General features: G+C 39.2%; 13 protein-coding genes. 11 read left to right on the forward strand and 2 right to left on the reverse strand.

Annotated elements, in window-relative coordinates:
- The first annotated feature begins 13 nt into the window (after window positions 1-13).
- From CUU59_RS08235 to CUU59_RS01000, 8 genes are all read left to right on the forward strand, one after another.
- Window positions 14-2,716, forward strand: a complete 2,703-nt coding sequence (locus CUU59_RS08235) for a M23 family metallopeptidase (protein WP_245870532.1) — start codon at window positions 14-16, stop codon at window positions 2,714-2,716.
- Between the two features lie 14 nt (window positions 2,717-2,730).
- A complete protein-coding gene (locus CUU59_RS00970; protein ID WP_099950162.1) occupies window positions 2,731-2,988 on the forward strand; it encodes a hypothetical protein in 258 nt (85 codons plus the stop codon).
- Window positions 2,989-3,214: 226 nt separating this feature from the next.
- Window positions 3,215-4,561, forward strand: a complete 1,347-nt coding sequence (locus CUU59_RS00975; RefSeq protein ID WP_099950163.1) for an MBOAT family O-acyltransferase — start codon at window positions 3,215-3,217, stop codon at window positions 4,559-4,561.
- 7 nt (window positions 4,562-4,568) lie between these two features.
- Window positions 4,569-5,519 carry a hypothetical protein gene (locus tag CUU59_RS00980; RefSeq protein WP_099950164.1) on the forward strand — a complete coding sequence of 317 codons (951 nt, stop codon included), beginning with the start codon at window positions 4,569-4,571 and terminating at the stop codon, window positions 5,517-5,519.
- Entirely contained in the window at window positions 5,519-5,770 is a 252-nt protein-coding gene (locus tag CUU59_RS00985) for a hypothetical protein (RefSeq protein ID WP_075574070.1), read from the forward strand. Before CUU59_RS00980 ends, CUU59_RS00985 begins: the two co-directional genes overlap by 1 nt.
- Before the next feature lie 4 nt (window positions 5,771-5,774).
- The gene (locus CUU59_RS00990; RefSeq protein WP_099950165.1) at window positions 5,775-7,661 is read left to right on the forward strand and encodes an ABC-F family ATP-binding cassette domain-containing protein; all 1,887 of its coding nucleotides are present in this window, start codon (window positions 5,775-5,777) and stop codon (window positions 7,659-7,661) included.
- Window positions 7,662-7,674: 13 nt separating this feature from the next.
- The gene (locus CUU59_RS00995) at window positions 7,675-8,331 is read left to right on the forward strand and encodes an SIMPL domain-containing protein (protein ID WP_099950166.1); all 657 of its coding nucleotides are present in this window, start codon (window positions 7,675-7,677) and stop codon (window positions 8,329-8,331) included.
- Between the two features lie 263 nt (window positions 8,332-8,594).
- On the forward strand, window positions 8,595-9,746 hold the full coding sequence (locus CUU59_RS01000) for a cation diffusion facilitator family transporter (protein WP_099950167.1): 1,152 nt from the start codon (window positions 8,595-8,597) through the stop codon (window positions 9,744-9,746).
- 599 nt (window positions 9,747-10,345) lie between these two features.
- Here CUU59_RS01000 and CUU59_RS01005 read toward each other — a convergent pair.
- Window positions 10,346-12,475 carry an adenosylcobalamin-dependent ribonucleoside-diphosphate reductase gene (locus tag CUU59_RS01005; RefSeq protein WP_099950168.1) on the reverse strand — a complete coding sequence of 710 codons (2,130 nt, stop codon included), beginning with the start codon at window positions 12,473-12,475 and terminating at the stop codon, window positions 10,346-10,348.
- A 299-nt stretch (window positions 12,476-12,774) separates the two neighbouring features.
- On the opposite strand from CUU59_RS01005, the gene CUU59_RS08110 reads away from it, so the two are divergent.
- Window positions 12,775-12,951 carry a hypothetical protein gene (locus tag CUU59_RS08110; protein ID WP_169922811.1) on the forward strand — a complete coding sequence of 59 codons (177 nt, stop codon included), beginning with the start codon at window positions 12,775-12,777 and terminating at the stop codon, window positions 12,949-12,951.
- 198 nt (window positions 12,952-13,149) lie between these two features.
- On the opposite strand, the gene CUU59_RS01010 is transcribed toward CUU59_RS08110, so the two are convergent.
- The gene (locus CUU59_RS01010) at window positions 13,150-13,749 is read right to left on the reverse strand and encodes a TetR/AcrR family transcriptional regulator C-terminal domain-containing protein (protein WP_099950169.1); all 600 of its coding nucleotides are present in this window, start codon (window positions 13,747-13,749) and stop codon (window positions 13,150-13,152) included.
- A gap of 138 nt (window positions 13,750-13,887) precedes the next feature.
- Here CUU59_RS01010 and CUU59_RS01015 point away from each other — a divergent pair, with 138 nt between their 5' ends.
- A complete protein-coding gene (locus tag CUU59_RS01015) occupies window positions 13,888-14,778 on the forward strand; it encodes a glycosylasparaginase (protein ID WP_099950170.1) in 891 nt (296 codons plus the stop codon).
- Between the two features lie 219 nt (window positions 14,779-14,997).
- The gene (secA, locus tag CUU59_RS01020) at window positions 14,998-17,721 is read left to right on the forward strand and encodes a preprotein translocase subunit SecA (RefSeq protein WP_099950171.1); all 2,724 of its coding nucleotides are present in this window, start codon (window positions 14,998-15,000) and stop codon (window positions 17,719-17,721) included.
- Window positions 17,722-17,726: the final 5 nt, after the last annotated feature.

A 17,726-nucleotide genomic window follows, 5' to 3' on the forward strand; every position in this document is an offset into this window, starting at 1 on the left:
AAAGGAGTTTGCTATGTCAGATGAAAAATTTAAAAGAGATATAGAAGATAGCTCTAAGTATGACCGAAGTAAAACAGAAAAATCTTTTGATAGTCAAAAAAAGAAAGCTGAAAACTTTAACGAGAACAAAGATAAAAAACTTGACTCAATGAAGCAAAGGGTTTCATCATCAGGTGCTGAAGAACAAAAAAACAACAGTAGTCAAAACAACGACTATTCTTTTGATAAATATCAAGAGCAATGGATAGCTAAAACGAAAGCAGAGGGTGTTAAGAATATGACCCCTCTGTCTTTTTATGACGAAGAAGAAAATAGCCAGCCATCTTACGATGAACAAAATAAAGAAAACTCAGAATCTAAAACTAAAGAATCAAATGAAGATAAAGCTGAAGATCAGTTTTCTAGAGAAAAGTCATCAGAAGCTTATAAAAATAAACAATCAGCTAGTTGGAACGAAAAAGAGCAAAGAAAATTTATAGAGAAAAATAAATTATATGGACAAAAAAGAGCTGAATATGCCAATAAAAAAGATAAGGCTGAAAGAGAAGAATATGAAGCCGATTTAAAAAGACCACAATTTAATAGAGGTAGCATAGCTGGCGAAAGATATTTAAATAGATCCAAAAGAATTGCTAGAACAATTGAAGGAAAAGTCGCTGAAGAATATGCAAATGACGAAGTAAGCGAAGAGTTTAATGCAAAAGTAAAACAAATCGCTGGAAAGACTGGAAGATTTACAATTATGATACCTCATAATTTAAATATATTAAGTGAACCAATCGAAGTATTTGTTAGAAATAAAGAAGATGGAAAAATTTATGCACTTAATGAATCTATGAGATGGAGCCATTTGGGATATGCTTTGAAAACATCTCCATTTTTAGCTGCAAACTATGCTCTTAATAAGACAGAGGATAAATTCAAGGAATTAACCGCACCTGAAATAAAAAAAGATGAAGTTTATCAAGAAGTAGTTAATACAGCTGAAACTGTTGCAAAATATGGAGAAAATAAATTCAGACAAAGAAATGCTATAAAAAAGAGAAATAAAAATCAAGAAAAACAGTATTTCGAATTTAAAAAGCAACATTTTGAAGAGAAAAAATACATCAATCAAATGATGTCAGAAAATCCAGTTGCGGATAAAGCCAGCAAAGCTAAACTTAAAAAGAAATATAAAAAAGAGTTTAATCAAAAAGCAAAAAATAATTTTTTTAAAAGAATGAAAAATAGCATGAAAAAGAAAACTCTTGCTAGAAAAATATATTATAGAAAAATTAGAAATGCCACTCTGTTAATTTGTGGCTTAATATTAATTTTAATACTTTTATTATCAAGTGCATTATCTTGCCTTGGATCATCTGGACAAACTGAATTTTCAGCTTATAAAACTGACGATTCAACAGTTAGTGAAGTAGAGGATGAATACAGCTTATCTACTATAATTTTGTATGAAAATTGGGCCAGTGGGGTTGTAAAAGAAAATCCAGATGCAGATGAATTTATATTTGAAGCAGATCCTGCTGGGCACAATATTATGCAAATGCAAACATATTTTTCTGCTATTAATAATGGAGAATACTATGATAGCGCTGAAGGTAAAAGATTAGCTGCTGATTTATTTGCTAGCCAATATGTTATTAAAACTAATAGAATTATTGAAAAAAGATATAAGCAAGAAATTAAAATTAATCCAGATGGCAGTGCAAGTTATGTTCAAGTACCATATGATTATATAATTATAGAAGCTTATTTATATAACAACTATTTTAGTCAAGGCGAAGAATTTTATACTTCGAAATTAAACGATGACCAAAAATTCATTTATGAAAATATTAAATTTGGATTGGGTTCTTTAGCTATGTTAGCTCAACCAGGGGATATAGAGTTTGAAGATAGCATTGTGTGGGAATATGGATGGCATGGACCACCACCTACTTTTTCTGATTATGCAACTATATCAACAGGCAAGAATGTATACTCTCCCTTTGATTGTTATGTCAAAGAAGCTAGTGGAGGAGAGATTAAGTTTGAGCATACTGTAAATGACGGACCAACTTATGAAATTGAATACTCTGGGTTAGGTACTGTTAGCGTAAATTCAGGAGAACATGTTACAAAAAAACAAGTTGTAGGTCAAGCAAACAATATAAATGTGAGAATAACGAAAAAGGATGAAAACGGAAGTGTAACACTTAATCCTTATTTTCTCTATTCAAGAACTTCCCAAAATATTTCTGCATTTTCTAAAAATGCTAGTTCTAAGAATTTAAATAATTACGTTTATAAAGGTAGTAATGTTGAAAAACTTGAACCTGTAGACGGCGAATTTGAGTGGCCTTTGCCAGGTCATTATAAAATATCATCTAAATTTGGATATAGAATAAATCCAATATATGGTAACCAGGAGGGACATCTAGGCACAGATATTCCCGCACCAAACGGAACAGAAATTAAGGCTGCAAAAGATGGAAAAGTAATTTATTCTGGCTGGATTAACTCTTATGGCTATATAGTAGTTATAGATCATGGCAAATATCAAACAGCTTATGCTCACTGCTCATCACTTATAGCTAGGGTTGGGCAAGAAGTTAAAGCTGGTGATGTTATATCACTAGTTGGAAGCACAGGAGATTCTACTGGCAATCATTTACACTTTGAAGTTCGAATTGGAAAACAAAGATTTGATCCAATGCTTTGGTTTAAAACTAAATAATAAGGAGGAAGATTATGAATGCAATAGATAGGAAGCTAGAGCAATTAGAAAAAAAGGAAGCTAATCTTATAAAAAAGTTAGATAAAATAAAAACAGATCTAAAAAAAGTTCAAGATGAAAAAGAAAGCTACATGAAAGATATGCTATATAAAACTTTTGAAAAAACAGAAATAAGTTTATCAGAATATATTGAATTGATTGACTTGAATTTTGATGATATAATTAGTAACAATGAAGTTGATAAAAATGATTATATGAGTAATGACAAATAAGCAGAATCAACATCATATAATATAGAAACTAATTAACAATTTTTGTAGTTATTTTGTAGTTATGAGAACTAAATAAGCTCATTTTTATTGAAAAATAAGAAAAATTTATAAAATATAGAAATTCAAGAATGGTGTAACATCAATGTATTAAAAGATATTATAAGATATTTTTAAAACACAGCACATTTGAATTTTACATGTTATAATAATGGATAGGAGTGTGAATATGGTTTTCTCATCGATTATATTTTTATTTTATTTTTTGCCTATCACCTTGATAGTTAATTTGCTTTTGCCAAGGCGGTATAGAAATGCTTGGCTGCTTTTGATGTCCATGGTTTTTTACGCCTGGGGCGAGCCAAAATACTTAATTATAATGATAGTAAATATACTTTTAAATTATTTTTTGGCCATTATGATGGAGGGAAAATCTCCAAAGACTCGCAAGGCCTTGCTCATTATTTCAATTTTATTTTCTGTGGGCAATTTATTTGCCTTTAAATACGCAGGACTCATTTCAAAGACTTTTGCAATTGACTTGCCCAAGCTGGCCCTGCCACTTGGCATCAGCTTTTATACCTTCCAGACCATGTCCTACACTATTGATGTCTACAGGAAAAAAGTTGGCCCACAAAAAAATCTAATTGACTTTAGTTTTTATATTGTATCTTTTCCACAGCTGATCGCTGGGCCGATTGTCAAATATACTGACATTGAAAATGAGCTAAAGACTCGGGACGATTCGCTTGACGCTGTCTATGACGGCATGATGATATTTTTCCAAGGGCTCTTTTTAAAGGTCCTCTTGGCCAATAATTTTGGCATTGTTTTTAATTTGGTTGAATTTGAGGCGGCCAATTCTGTGGCCATGATTCTCATCAAAATCTTTGCCTACGCCTTTCAAATTTATTTTGACTTTCAAGGCTATTCTCTTATGGCAATTGGCCTTGGCCGGGCTCTGGGCTTTCACTTTCCAAGGAACTTCAACCATCCTTATATGGCAAAATCGGTTACGGATTTTTGGACCCGCTGGCACATGACCCTGTCCTCTTGGTTTAAGGAATACGTCTACATTCCCCTGGGCGGCAACAGGGTAAAGCCTCTCCGCCACATCTTTAACTTATTTGTGACCTGGGCCCTAACTGGCCTTTGGCACGGTGCCAATTACAATTTTATTTTGTGGGGGATTTATTATTTCCTAGTTTTAATTATTGAGAAATATGTTTTGTCCAAAATTTTTGCCAAAGCCCCAGTATTTTTGAAGAGGATTTATACGCTCGCCGTAGTTTTGGTCGGCTGGCTAATCTTTATTGCAGAAGACTTTTCGATTTTAGGGACATTTTTTGATGGCCTATTTAATCTGCCCTTTACCGATATCAAGGCGGCAATGACCATCCTTCAATACGGCAGTCTCTTTGTCTTAGGCTTTATTTTTGCCACAGACTGGCCTGAAAAGCTCTATGACAAAATGAGACCTTGGGTCAGACATATATTATTTTTAATTCTCTTTATAATTTCAGCCGCCTTTATAGTTTCGGGCAGCTTTAATCCATTTTTGTATTTTAGATTTTAGGTGAAGAATGAAAAAGAAAATTGCTATAATTATTTTAATATTGCTGGCAGCCTTGCCCATAATCTCCGCGGTTTTTCCAAGAGATTACGCGGATTATTTGCAGCGGCCGCTCAAGGACAAGGCGGAACTTAACTTTCACAACCTGTCGACTGGGACCTATATGTCGGTCCTGGAGGATTATCTGTCTGACCGTTTTGCCTTTAAGCCGGAGTTTTTGTCTGTGCGCGCCTATACCAATTATCTTTTTGGCGTACGCGAATACGATAATATAATTGCCGGTGCAAATCTGTACCAAAGGCCCCTGGCCAATGATCGGGCAGAAAAATTTATAAATGCCAATGACCAGGCAAAGGTTTTTGCCATTCCCTACAAGATGGTCTACGCAGAGGACTTACCAAAAGTCATCAAGATGAGTAGCTTGCAAAGGCAGATGATCAAAAAATATTATAGTCTGCTTGGAGAAAATCTCTTTAAAGATTTTGACGCAGGAGATTATTACAAGGGCGACCACCACTTAAATGAAAATGGAGTCTTGAAGCTCCTTGATAAGCTGGGTCTTGAGGCTGATTATAGACTTACAGAGGCTCATGATTTTCGCGGCGGCCTCAGTCGGAAGACTGGTTTTATTAAGAAAGATAAATTTGTTGGCTTATATATAGAAGACTTTGTAGATAAAAAAATTCTGGCCGATGGCAAGGAGATTAAGCTCTATAATTTTGACAAGCTGGATTCTGCTGACCCCTATTTATTTTATTTATCTGGCAACTACGGGGTCGTCGACATTGAGGGGACTGGCCAAGGTTCGGTCACAATTATCAAGGACTCCTTTGCCAATCCGACTTTGGGATTTTTTGCAAAAAAATATAAGCATGTTCGCGCCATCGACCCTAGGTTTTTGCGCGGCAAAATCGAGGACAAGCTCTTGGATGGAGACATATACGTAATCGGAGGATTTTAATGGATAAATTTTTAAAACAATACAATATTTATGGGGGAATTATGGCGGTCCTAGCCCTGGCCCTTTATACTTTAAAATTTATTGTCTTTGAAGGCCTGATGGCGACGATTTTTGCCATAGTCTTTGTAAAATATTTTTTGGAAGTTATAAACGCCTACCAGAAAAAAATAAGCCCTCTGCCAAGTCATATTATCTTGGCCCTTGCATCGGGATTTATGTGCGCTGTAAACATAGGAAGGCTGATCAGGTGATTTAATGTTAATACAAGTTAGAGATTTAGAATTTTCTTATAATATAAATGAAATTTTTAAGGATGTAAATTTTGTCATCAATGAGGGCGACAAGATCGGCATGGTCGGCGATAACGGATCGGGCAAGTCGACCCTGGCCAAGTGCTTGGCGGGAATTTTGGAAGCCAAGGGCAAAATTTTTTACAAGCCTGAAATGAAAATTTCCTATTTGAAGCAACAGATTTCCGTAAACGAAAAGCGGACTGTTATGGAACTGGCCCTGGAAAAATACCAAGACGTTTTGGATTTGGAAAAGTCTATGAGGGACATGGAAGGGCAGATGGCGGACTTGGCCGAGGACCCAGATGCACTTGAAAAGCTCATGGAAGATTATCAGGCAGCACGAGACGCCTACGACCACTTAAACGGCTACGCCTATATGTCAGAAATCAAAGGCTACCTGGCCATGGTCGGAATGGGTGAAGATTTTTTTGACCGATCAGTCCACTCCTTGTCGGGCGGAGAAAAGGCCAGGCTGGAGCTGGCTTTAATCTTCATGGAAAAACCCGATTTACTTATACTTGACGAGCCCACCAACCACATGGACGTGGAAATGATTGCCTATCTGGAAAGGGTCTTGACTGATTTTAAAGGGGCGGTTTTATTTATTTCCCACGACCGCTTGCTCTTACAAAATGTTGCCCAGAGAATTTTTGATGTAAATAACGGGGCCGTCGAAGTCTATGATATGGGCTATGACAAGTACCGTGAAGTCAAGAGGGCACGGATTGAAGAACAGCAAAGGCACTATGAAAGCTTCAAAGAAGAAGAGAAACGCCAGTTGGAAATAATTAGGCGCTATCGGTCTTACGCCCGTGACAGATTTTATAGGCAGGCCAAGAGCCGGGAGAAAATGCTGGCCCGCATGAAGGCCGAAGAACCACCCAAGGTCGACCAGGCCATCCGCTTTAGATTTAAAGAGCCACAGCGGACGGGTAACGACGTCTTGACAGCTGTCGGCTTATCCAAATCATTCCCTGACAAAAATCTTTTTAAGGATATAAATTTTGAAGTCAAAGCCCAAGACCGGCTGGCAATTTTGGGGCCAAATGGATCGGGCAAGACGACTTTATTTAATATTTTAAATGACAAGGCGACTTATGATGGGGAATTTTTGTGGGGAACGGGGGTAAAACTCGGCTACTTCAACCAAGAGCTCAAGGTTTTGGACGAGGAAAACACAATCGTCGATGAAATTTCAGACGAATACCCACGGATGAATATCTACGAAATCAGGACATTACTTGGCAGTTTTCTATTTACTGGCGACGATGTCTTTAAGGAAATGAAAGACCTATCGGGTGGCGAACGGGCCAGGGTATCCCTTCTCAAATTAATTTTGAGCGGAGCCAATGTTTTGATGCTTGACGAACCGACCAACCACTTGGACTTAACTAGTAAAGAAGTCTTGGAAGAAGCCCTCTTGGCATTCAAAGGGACACTTATTTTTATTTCCCACGATAGGTATTTTGTAAAAAAACTTGCGACAAAAGTTCTTGACATGACGCCTGATGAGCAGCAAATTTACATGGGCGATTTCGATTATTATATGTCTAGAAAATACAAGAAGGACCAGGACGAATACGAGGAGGTCAACAAGACCCAAATTCAAAAAGACCGCAAGCGCGAACGCGAAGAGATTAGAAAGTCCCAGGCCATCCGCAGAAAAATTGCAGAGGTCGAGGCCGACATAGAAAAATTTGAAAATGAAATCGACCAGATAGACCAAGAACTTTCAAGGCCAGAGATTTACGAGGACCACGAAAAAGTTTTGGATTTGGATATGAGACGCAAGGACTTGGCAGAAAAATTAGAGAAAAAGATGGACGAGTGGACAGAATTATCTGAATAAAAAGGAGGAAGCCATGAGGACAATTAGAGTTACTGGCAAGGGACAAGTTTCCGTCAAGCCAGATACAATCAAGCTAAGGATTACGACTGAGGGGACCTATTACGAATACGAAGACACAATTAGGATTTCCACCGACCAAACTAGGATACTGAAGGAAACTCTGGCAGGCGCAGGTCTTGACCCAGCGGATTTAAAAACCACGAGCTTTGATATTAACACGGCCTACGAATCCTACAAGGACAAGGAGGGAAATTATAAGTCCAGATTTGTTGGCTACAAATTTTCCCACAGGACCTATATTAAATTTGAAAATGACAACAAGATCTTGGGCAGGGTCCTCTATGCCATTTCCAAGTGCCCGATAGATATAAGCTTTGACATCGACTACACAGTCTCAAATCCTGAGGACGCGAAAAATGAGATGCTAAAAAACGCCATTGCAGACGCCAAAGCCAAGGCCAAGATTTTGGCGGAGGCAGCAGAAGTTGAACTCGGTCAAATAGAGGACATCAGTTATTCTTGGAGCGAACTCCATTTTACATCCAGCCCCATAGACAATTTCGTCATGGAGCCAAAGATGATGGCAGCGCCTAATGCCTACGACATAGAAATCGAAGCCGACGACATAGACTTGTCCGACACAGTGACCGTGGTCTGGGAGATAAAATAAAATTTTAAAAATAATCTAAGATTAAAGGCCTCTTGGCGGATAGTTTTTCTGCTGGGCCTTTTATTATTGGTAGATGAATAAAATTATCAATAAACAGGTATAAATTATGATAGAAGATGAAAAGCACAAGGAAAATTTTAAAATTTAAATCCAAGAGTCGAGAAATAAATTTTAAACTTGCCTTGGACTTTAACATTTATATATAATTAGGTCCTGGTAAAATATTTATTTTAAAGGGCAGGACCAAGACATAAGGAGAGTTTATGAATAAAATTCAGTTTATAAATAAAGATGATACCAAGGCTGATAATCGCGTGAAGAAGATTGTAAGGACATGTGTCATTGGTATTTTGGCAAACGCAATTCTTGCCAGTGTCAAAATTATTATCGGTCTGGCATCAAATTCCATTGCCATTATTTTGGATGCGGTAAACAATATTACAGATGCTGCCAGCTCGGTCATAACAATAGTGGGCACCAAGTTTGCGGCCAAGAGCCCCGATAAAAAACACCCCTTCGGTTACGGACGGGTCGAGTATTTGGGCGCTCTCATAATTTCGGTAATTATTTTTTATGCTGGCATTTCTTCGTTAGTAGAGGCCATTAAAATGATTATAAATCCAATTACTCCGACTTATGCATCCCAGTCTTTAATAATTGTGGCCATAGGTGTAGTTATAAAATTTATTATGGCACATTATGTAAAAAAAGTTGGCAGAGAAGTCAATTCAAATTCCCTCATTGGCTCTGGCCAAGAGGCAATGCTAGATGGCTTTATATCCATATCAACTCTGATAGCTGCAGGAATATTTATTAACTTTGGAATTTCTTTGGAAGCATATTTGGGTACGATTATTTCTCTTTTAATTATAAAATCTGCCCTTGATCTTTTGAGGGAGACCTTGTCGCAACTTTTGGGCGAAAGCAACGATCCAGAATTGGTCAGAGAAGTTAAGAAGACTGTGGCCGCTTATCCAGGAGTAAAGGGTGCCTATGATTTGGTTTTGAACAACTACGGGCCAGATTCATGGAACGGGTCCATTCATATAGAGGTGCCTGACACATTCACCGCTGATGATTTGGACAAGATGACCAGGGAAATTCAAATGGCCGTCTACCTCAAGCACAATATTATTTTAACAGCTGTTGGCATTTATTCTATAAATACTCAAAACCCTCAGATTATTGAAATGCGAGATAATATTAACGAACTCGTCTTGACCCACAAATACGCAAAGCAAATCCACGGCTTCTATGTGGATGAAGAGACCAAGACAATTCGCTTTGACGTGGTTATCAGTTTGGATGCAGACGAACGCTTCAAGGTCTTTGATGAGATTGTAAGGGATATAGAAAAACATTACCCGGGGTATGGGGTCGAGGGGTTTCCGGATATCGACTTCTCCGGACTGTAAATTTGCGGTTAAAATTGCGAATTTTTGCAGTGTTCGACATTTTGCTCATTCCGACGTACCCTCTAGTACGCCTCATTCGACAAAATGTCTCAAGCTACAAAAATTCATCAATTTTTCCTCGCAAATTTTTTTCAGCGTCCTAAAAAATTTATTTCACTTCGAAGCCCTAGCCCAAGAGAGCGAGCGACAATGAAGATCGATTGGTATGCAGGACTCACGCAACCTGTTGTTCACGAAGAAAAAATATAGCGAAGCGTGTAGGGTCCACTTTATGTGGACCGAATTTTTTCTACAAAAATTCATCAATTTTACGAAGCCCTAGCCCAAGAGAGCGAGTGATAACGATGCTCGATTGGCTAGCAGGTCTTGTGCCAGAGATTCCCAAGAGAACGAGTGTAAACGACGTTCGATTGGAGAATCTTACGGCCATAGCAAATTTTTTCTGCGTCCCCTCGAAAATTTTACCCTCGAATTTCATCGATTTATCCGCTAAGATTATTTATCAAAAAATCAACATTTATCACACATAAAAGCCAGCGAATAAATTTTCGCTGGCTTTTATATTGGGAAAAAATGAGAAACACTTTTTTTATTTTATTTTACACTGAGCATGGGGAGTAGCCGCAGGAGGTGCATTCTGCGCAGCCGCCTGAGTGGATCATTTTGCCGCCGCACATTGGGCAGACGTCTGGGTTTTGTTTGAGTTCTGTGCTGGCGATTTCGTCGATTTCTTTTTGGAGTTCTTGGATTTTGTCAGCAGATGATTTTTTGTTGTCTGTGATCAAAATTCCTCCGCGTGCACAGCCGTCACGATAGATTGTGACGCCCTTGAGGCCCATGTCATGGGCATACATATAGAGGCCTTCGACATCTTCAATTGTAAATTCGTTTGGTACGTTTACGGTTGATGAAATGGATGCGTCTATATATTGTTGCCAGGCTGCTTGTACTTCGATCCTGTCCTTGTAGTTCAAGGTTGAAGTTGTTATTACATAATCTGGTAGGTCTTCTTCTTCATAGATTTCCATCTTGTCCATGAGCTCTTTGACAATGCCTGTGTAGACTTTGTAGTATCTGTCTTCTGAATGGATTGATTCAGTTTTTCTGGTGTAGGAAATTTGGAAGATTGGTTCAACTCCGTTGGAGCATCCGAGCAGGGTTGAGATTGATCCTGTTGGTGCAATGGTGAGGAGTTGTGAGTTTCTGAGTCCGTGTTCTTTGATGAGTTCTAGGACGTCTTCATCTGCGTTTGCTTGGATGAATGGTGAGGCTAGAACTGCTTCTGCGTCGTACATTGGGAATGGGCCGTCTTCTTTGGCAAGGAGTGCCGATTGTCTGAGTGCAGAATTGATTAGGGAACGTCCGATTTGGTGGATGAGTTTGATCGAAGACTCAGAACCGTAGGTGATGCCGAGTTTGATAAACATATCAGCAAGGCCCATGATGCCGAGACCGATTTGTCTGAGGTCATCACTCATCTTCCTTTGTTCAGGAAGTGGGTGGAGATTTGTATTTTCGTCCAGGATTCCGTTTAGATAAATTACTCCAGCTGCTGCCATTTTTTCAAAGGCTTCAAAGTCAAAGCGGGCATAATCTGTGAATGGGTCTTTGACAAATTCGCTTAGGTTGATGGAGGATAGGTTACATGATCCAAAGGCTGGGAGCGGCTCTTCAGCGCATGGGTTAACCCCGGCGTAGGCAAAGTTTTTGTCTTCGCTCATGATGTGCCAGGAGTTGATGCGGTCCCAGAATAAAACGCCAGGCTCAGCCATATTCCAGTTGTTTTTGGCTAGCTTGTGCCATAGAGCACGGGCGTCAATGGTCTTTTCGATCACTTCGCCTGTGGATTCCACTTGGAAGTGGAGGGTGTAATCTGTGCCGTCCTTGACAGCCTTAATAAATTCGTCATTTATATTTACGGAAATATTTGCAGATGTAACTTTTTCCAGATTGTTTTTAACGTCGATAAAGTCCTCGATGTCTGGGTGGGATACATCCATGTTTAGCATGAGGGCGCCGCGGCGGCCACGCATGCCGATAAGTGATGTGGTAAGGCTAAACAAGTCCATAAAGGAAACTGCACCTGTGGTTGTGTTGGCAGCATTTCTAACGTGGGCTCCCTTTGGACGGAGCTTGGAAATGGTGAGTCCGCAACCGCCGCCGTAGCTGTAGGTACGTGCCAAGTACTTTGCAGTATCAAAGATGGATTCGATATTGTCTTCGACCTGTGGCATTACATAGCAGTTGGACAGGGTGATTTTCTTGCCAAACTTGTCTAGGCCACGGCCGGCAAGAATTCTGCCTGCTGGCATAAATTTTTTGTCTTTGATGGCCTTGCCAATAAAATCGTCGCCGCCGGAAACTCTTCTGATAAATTCTTCAAAGCTTTCGCCGTCGTAACGGTATTTGTTGTTGTAGATATCCTTTTGCAGGTCGGACATTTGCCAGCCCTCTTCACGGAGCTTGGTGCGTTCTTCCCTGTAGAGAATATATTTTTTGGCAGCCTCTGGGCTGTGTTTCATGAGTTCCAATTCAACAAAGTCTTGAATCTCTTCTATGGTAACTGATTCCTTGTCAGTAAAATTGTCTTTAGCAGCTTTTGCTACCAGGGCTGCGACGTCCTCTTCAATTCCTTTTTGAGTTTCAGCCATGGCTTTAGAAACGGCTATTTCTATTTTGCCTTCATCAAATGGCACGTTGCGGCCATCTCTTTTTATTACACTTGTCATGTCTTCCTCCAATAATAATTCTAATAGATTGCACAATATCTTGTGCACCTATTTCATTATACCCCCAAATATACAAAATGTAAATGGAATTTGCTTATAAAAATAATTAAGTTTTAGTCATATTTATGAGAGGGGCTTAAGGCCAATAAAAAAAGCCTTAAAAATTTTGGCTCTATACTAAAAGTTGTGGGAATAAAGTACCACAGCTTTTTTAGTTGGAGAAAAATATGTAAAAAAATTGCACTAAACTCAGAAATCCTTTAAAATAAAATTGCACAACATGAAAGGAGCTGAGATTAGTGCAAGACAATTTTATCACAAAACTCTTAGAATTAAAAGTAGACAACAGAAAAACCACAGTAAAAACCTATGATGAAAAAATCATCATACAAACACAACTAAAGCAAATAAAAAGAATCACATGTACCATGCCAAACTTTGAGAACTTTAGAAGAAAAATCCTCTTAATGGGATAAAAGATCCCATTAAGAGGATAGGATTTGTTTGCCATGCCTTAAATCAAGTGAAACAAGCAATTTTATTTAATTTAAACAAGCATTAGTTAAAATGCGTGTTGAGTTTAGTGTTTACTCATTTATATGAGTTTTTATACCACAACTATTGACAAAGAGCCAAAATTTTTTAAGGCTAAGATTTTAAAATTATTTGTATTTTTATTTTAAATTGGACTTGGCATATTCTTCGATGGATGCCTTCAGCGATGATGAGGCAATCAGCATTATATAATCAGCCACCTTGTCCTTATCGATGCTTTGGTAGTAGTCTTGTTTTTTGTTGAAATAATCTATAATCATGGTGGCTGTAGCACCCGAGATCATCTTGCACAAGAAGTCTTTGAAGTAGTCGTCTACTTCTGTATTGGATTCGGCCAAGAATTTATCTACAATTCCTTCGGAGATTTGGTAGAAGTCTTTTAAAAATAATTTTCTTAAAGATTCCCTGCCTACTGAATTAAAAGCGCAGTTTAAAACTGTTTGATTGCTTTCGATATAATTCATGGCAAAGATTATCGCTTCCTTGTAATCATTGTTGCTATCAAGATTACGCAGCTTTAACATGGCCTCGTCTTCCAGAGTCCATAAGAGCAGGTCGTCTATATCTTCAAAGTGATAGTAAAAAGTCTTGCGATTGTAATTTGAAATCCTAGTTATTTCAGATATGGTAATTTTATTTAAATCTTTTTTCTCCATCAGCTCTTTTAAAGCGAGCGACAAAGCTTTTTTTGTATTGTAAGAAATTTCTTCGTTTCTCATAGTATCCACCCCGTTTTTATTTTCTCTTATGTTTATATACCCAATTTGTATTTATTATACACACATGTGTGTGAACAAAAATTGGCCTTTACTATTTTTCCCATAAGATATATACTAGATTTATTAAGGAGGAATATTATGACAGTTATTGCTACTTGGGAGATCGCCTTTCAGGGCGTAAAGATTGCCAGAGATTTGCTTAGAGAAGGCAAGAGTGTGGAGGATGCCATTTGCGGCCTCATAAATCAAATTGAACTGGAACCCAACTTTCATAATGTGGGCTATTCGGGTTGGCCAAATCAAGACGGAATTGTGGAGCTTGACGCAGCCATTATGAACGGGGATACATTGTCCTACGGATCAATTGCATCAATCCGCAATGTCAAAACACCGGTGTCCGTTGCCAGACTTTTGGTGGATGAGCCTTATAATAATTTTTTAGTGGGCCCAGGCGCCTATGAATTCGCCATGAAAAATGGCTTTAAGCACGAAGAACTTTTGACAGAGCCTGCCAAGAAACGCTGGCTAGAAAAATTAGCCGAAGGCAGGAATGAAATTGAAGGCCACGACACAGTTGGAGCTGTAATTGCTAGCGGCGGAAGAGTTGTATCGGCCACATCTACCTCAGGACTATTTATGAAGTGGAAGGGGAGGGTCGGCGATTCACCAATCGTTGGGCCAGGCCTTTATGCTGACTCAGACATTGGCGGGGCAACCGCAACTGGCGTTGGCGAAGATATAATCAAAGGGACTCTATCCTATGAAATCGTTCGACTAATGGGCGAAGGCAAGAGCCCCATGGAAGCTTGCGGCATTGCAGTCAAAGGCCTTGACGATAGGTTGAGGGCCAAGGGCAAAATTCCACGTGAATTTAGCGTTGTCGCGGTAAATAAGGACGGAGAATATGGCGCCGCATCCAACCGCGAAGAATTTCCATTCGTAGTCTGCACAGGAGATGAAGTTGAATTTTTAATTTCAAAAGACTTTGGCAAGACAATTGAAAAGAGAAAAAACAAATACGATATTTAATATATACAGCTGGGCAAAAAATGCCTGGCTGTTTTTTGCCCTGCAAAAATCATAGGAATATTTGGAGCTTTGTCTTCAAAAATTATATGAAGTAAAAAAATAGAAAAAATAAAATTTGTTTTTACTTTCCTCTTCCTGTATTTTAATTGATAAATTTGGCTGATATCTTGTATTAATGACCGCCAACTGTTATAATGTATCCATAGAAAGGTGATTTTAATGGGAATGTTTAAAAAAATGTTTGGAGGTTTATTTAGTGATTTATCCACTAAAGAACTCAAAAAAATAGAACCCATAGCCGACCAGGTTATGGCTTATGAAGAAGAATATAAAAAATTGTCTGACGATGCCCTAAAGGCAAAGACAGGTGAATTTAAAGAAAGACTGGCTAAGGGCGAGACCCTTGACGATATTTTGCCAGAGGCTTTTGCGACTATGCGTGAGGCTTCATTCAGGGTTTTAAATATGCGTCCTTACAGGGTCCAAGTCTTGGGCGGAATCGTCCTCCACAAGGGAATGATTGCAGAGATGAAAACAGGTGAAGGTAAGACCTTGGTCGAAACCATGCCTGCTTATTTGAATGCTCTTGAAGGCAAGGGCGTGCACATTGTTACAGTTAATGACTACTTGGCCAAGCGTGACCGCAACTGGATGGGTAAGACTTTTGAATTTTTGGGCCTATCTGTTGGGGTTATTTTAAATGGCTTGGACAAGAGCGAAAGGCGGCAGGCTTACGCGGCTGACATAACTTATGGGACCAACAACGAATTTGGTTTTGACTATCTACGCGACAACATGGTTATCTACAAGGAAAACATGGTTCAACGCGGCCAGCATTACGCCATCGTTGACGAAGTCGACTCGATTTTAATCGACGAAGCCAGGACACCTCTCATTATTTCTGGTCAAGCTGATAAGGCCAATGACTTATATGTCAGGGCTAGAAATTTTGCCAACACCCTATCATTCAGAGAAGTTGATCCAGATGAAAAACCATACAGCCCCTTGGATTTTGACACAGAACCCAAGGAAGAAACTGTGGATTATCTGGTGGACGAAAAAAATAATACGGTTTCCATTACTGAACGCGGAACCAAAAAGGCTGAGTCATATTTTGGAATTGAAAACTTGGCCGACATTGACAATATAGAAATTATGCACCACATAAATATCGCCCTCAAGGCCAGGAGCCTGATGAAACGCGATGTCGATTACGTGGTTAAGGACGGCGAGGTCTTAATCGTTGACGAATTTACTGGGCGTATTATGTACGGCCGCAGGTATTCAGACGGCCTCCACCAAGCTATTGAAGCCAAGGAAAATTTAAATGTGCAAAACGAATCCATGACTCTGGCTACCATTACCTTCCAAAATTATTTTAGAATGTATGACAAATTATCTGGTATGACCGGTACGGCCATGACCGAAGAAGCAGAGTTTAGAGAAATTTATGACATGGAAGTAATTGCAATTCCAACCAACAGGCCAGTTAAAAGAATTGATTATGATGACGAAATTTATGCAACAATTGATGCCAAGGACAGGGCTATTGTTAAGGACATCAAGGCAGCCCACGAAAAGGGTCAACCGGTTTTGGTTGGTACAATTACAATCGAAGACTCAGAACACTTGTCCAAGCTCTTGAAGAAAGAAAGAATTGACCACAGGGTTTTGAATGCGAAATTCCACGAGAAGGAAGCAGAAATCGTTGCCCAAGCAGGTCGCTATGGGGCTGTTACCATTGCCACCAACATGGCTGGCCGTGGTACGGACATTATGCTTGGCGGTAATCCTGAGCACTTGGCTATAAATGAAATTAAAAAAGAGGTCGACGATGAAAATATGATAATTGCCATCGAAGGTTACGAAGAAACCCAAGATCCAGCTCTTATCGCTTACAGGAAAAAATATCATGACTTGATTGATAAATTTAGAGATGAAATCAAGGAAGAAAAAGAAAAGGTTATCGCAGCTGGCGGCCTTCACATAGTTGGCACCCAACGCCACGAGTCAAGGCGTATTGATAACCAGCTCCGCGGTCGTTCAGGCCGTCAAGGGGACCCGGGTTCATCCAAGTTCTTTATTTCAACCGAAGACGACCTCATGAGGCTCTTTGGTGGAGAAAGGCTCAAGGAATTGATCCAAAGATTTTCTGGCGAAGAGGAAGAACCTCTCAAGCACAGTATGATTACCAAACGTATTGAAACGGCTCAAAGAAATGTTGAAGCCAATAACTTTAGGTCGCGTAAACACGTCCTCCAATACGACGACGTCATGAACCAACAAAGGACCATTATTTACGGTGAAAGAAAGAAAATCCTGGAAGGGGCTGACTTTAAAGACACAGTCGAGACTATGATCGACGCAGTCTTAGACAGGATGATTAAACTCTATTCCTTTGAATATGAAAAGACTGGCGAATGGCAAAAAGAAAAAATTAAATCCGAAACTGAAGGCATCTTTGGCATACCAATGCCACTGGGAGATAACCCTGAGCAAATGAAGGCCAAGATGGAAGGTGCAATTTTTGCTGAGTACAACAGAAGGGAAGAGGAATTCGGCCCTGAAAACTTGAGAAACATTGAACGTATTTTGCTCCTTAGAGTTGTTGACGAAAAGTGGATGGACCACATAGACGCCATGGACCAATTAAAAACCGGAATTGGCCTCAGGGCCTATGGGCAAGTTGACCCAGTTCGCGCCTACCAAATTGAGGGTTCACAAATGTTTGAAGGCATGAATGAAGATATCCAAGAAACTTTCTTGCAATATCTCTTCCATGTTGAAGATCCGCAAAAGGTTGAACGTAAACGTGTAAACAGAAACATCCAAGCGGGTGCACCTAAGCAAGACACTGTTGTTAGGAGTGCCCCTAAGGTTGGCAGAAATGACCCATGCCCATGTGGATCGGGTAAAAAATACAAAAATTGTTGTGGGAGATAAAAAAT

It is taken from the genome of Ezakiella peruensis, assembly GCF_900215725.1.
Classification (GTDB): domain Bacteria; phylum Bacillota; class Clostridia; order Tissierellales; family Peptoniphilaceae; genus Ezakiella; species Ezakiella peruensis.

What these genes read in the sequence shown, in the direction of transcription:
- CUU59_RS01015 (WP_099950170.1), top strand. Translation starts at nt 13,888, where the DNA reads ATGACAGTTATTGCTACTTGGGAGATCGCCTTTCAGGGCGTAAAGATT.
- CUU59_RS08235 (WP_245870532.1), top strand. Translation starts at nt 14, where the DNA reads ATGTCAGATGAAAAATTTAAAAGAGATATAGAAGATAGCTCTAAGTAT.
- CUU59_RS00970 (WP_099950162.1), top strand. Translation starts at nt 2,731, where the DNA reads ATGAATGCAATAGATAGGAAGCTAGAGCAATTAGAAAAAAAGGAAGCT.
- CUU59_RS00985 (WP_075574070.1), top strand. Translation starts at nt 5,519, where the DNA reads ATGGATAAATTTTTAAAACAATACAATATTTATGGGGGAATTATGGCG.
- CUU59_RS00975 (WP_099950163.1), top strand. Translation starts at nt 3,215, where the DNA reads ATGGTTTTCTCATCGATTATATTTTTATTTTATTTTTTGCCTATCACC.
- CUU59_RS01000 (WP_099950167.1), top strand. Translation starts at nt 8,595, where the DNA reads ATGAATAAAATTCAGTTTATAAATAAAGATGATACCAAGGCTGATAAT.
- CUU59_RS01005 (WP_099950168.1), bottom strand. Translation starts at nt 12,475, where the DNA reads ATGACAAGTGTAATAAAAAGAGATGGCCGCAACGTGCCATTTGATGAA.
- CUU59_RS00990 (WP_099950165.1), top strand. Translation starts at nt 5,775, where the DNA reads ATGTTAATACAAGTTAGAGATTTAGAATTTTCTTATAATATAAATGAA.
- secA (WP_099950171.1), top strand. Translation starts at nt 14,998, where the DNA reads ATGGGAATGTTTAAAAAAATGTTTGGAGGTTTATTTAGTGATTTATCC.
- CUU59_RS01010 (WP_099950169.1), bottom strand. Translation starts at nt 13,749, where the DNA reads ATGAGAAACGAAGAAATTTCTTACAATACAAAAAAAGCTTTGTCGCTC.
- CUU59_RS00980 (WP_099950164.1), top strand. Translation starts at nt 4,569, where the DNA reads ATGAAAAAGAAAATTGCTATAATTATTTTAATATTGCTGGCAGCCTTG.
- CUU59_RS00995 (WP_099950166.1), top strand. Translation starts at nt 7,675, where the DNA reads ATGAGGACAATTAGAGTTACTGGCAAGGGACAAGTTTCCGTCAAGCCA.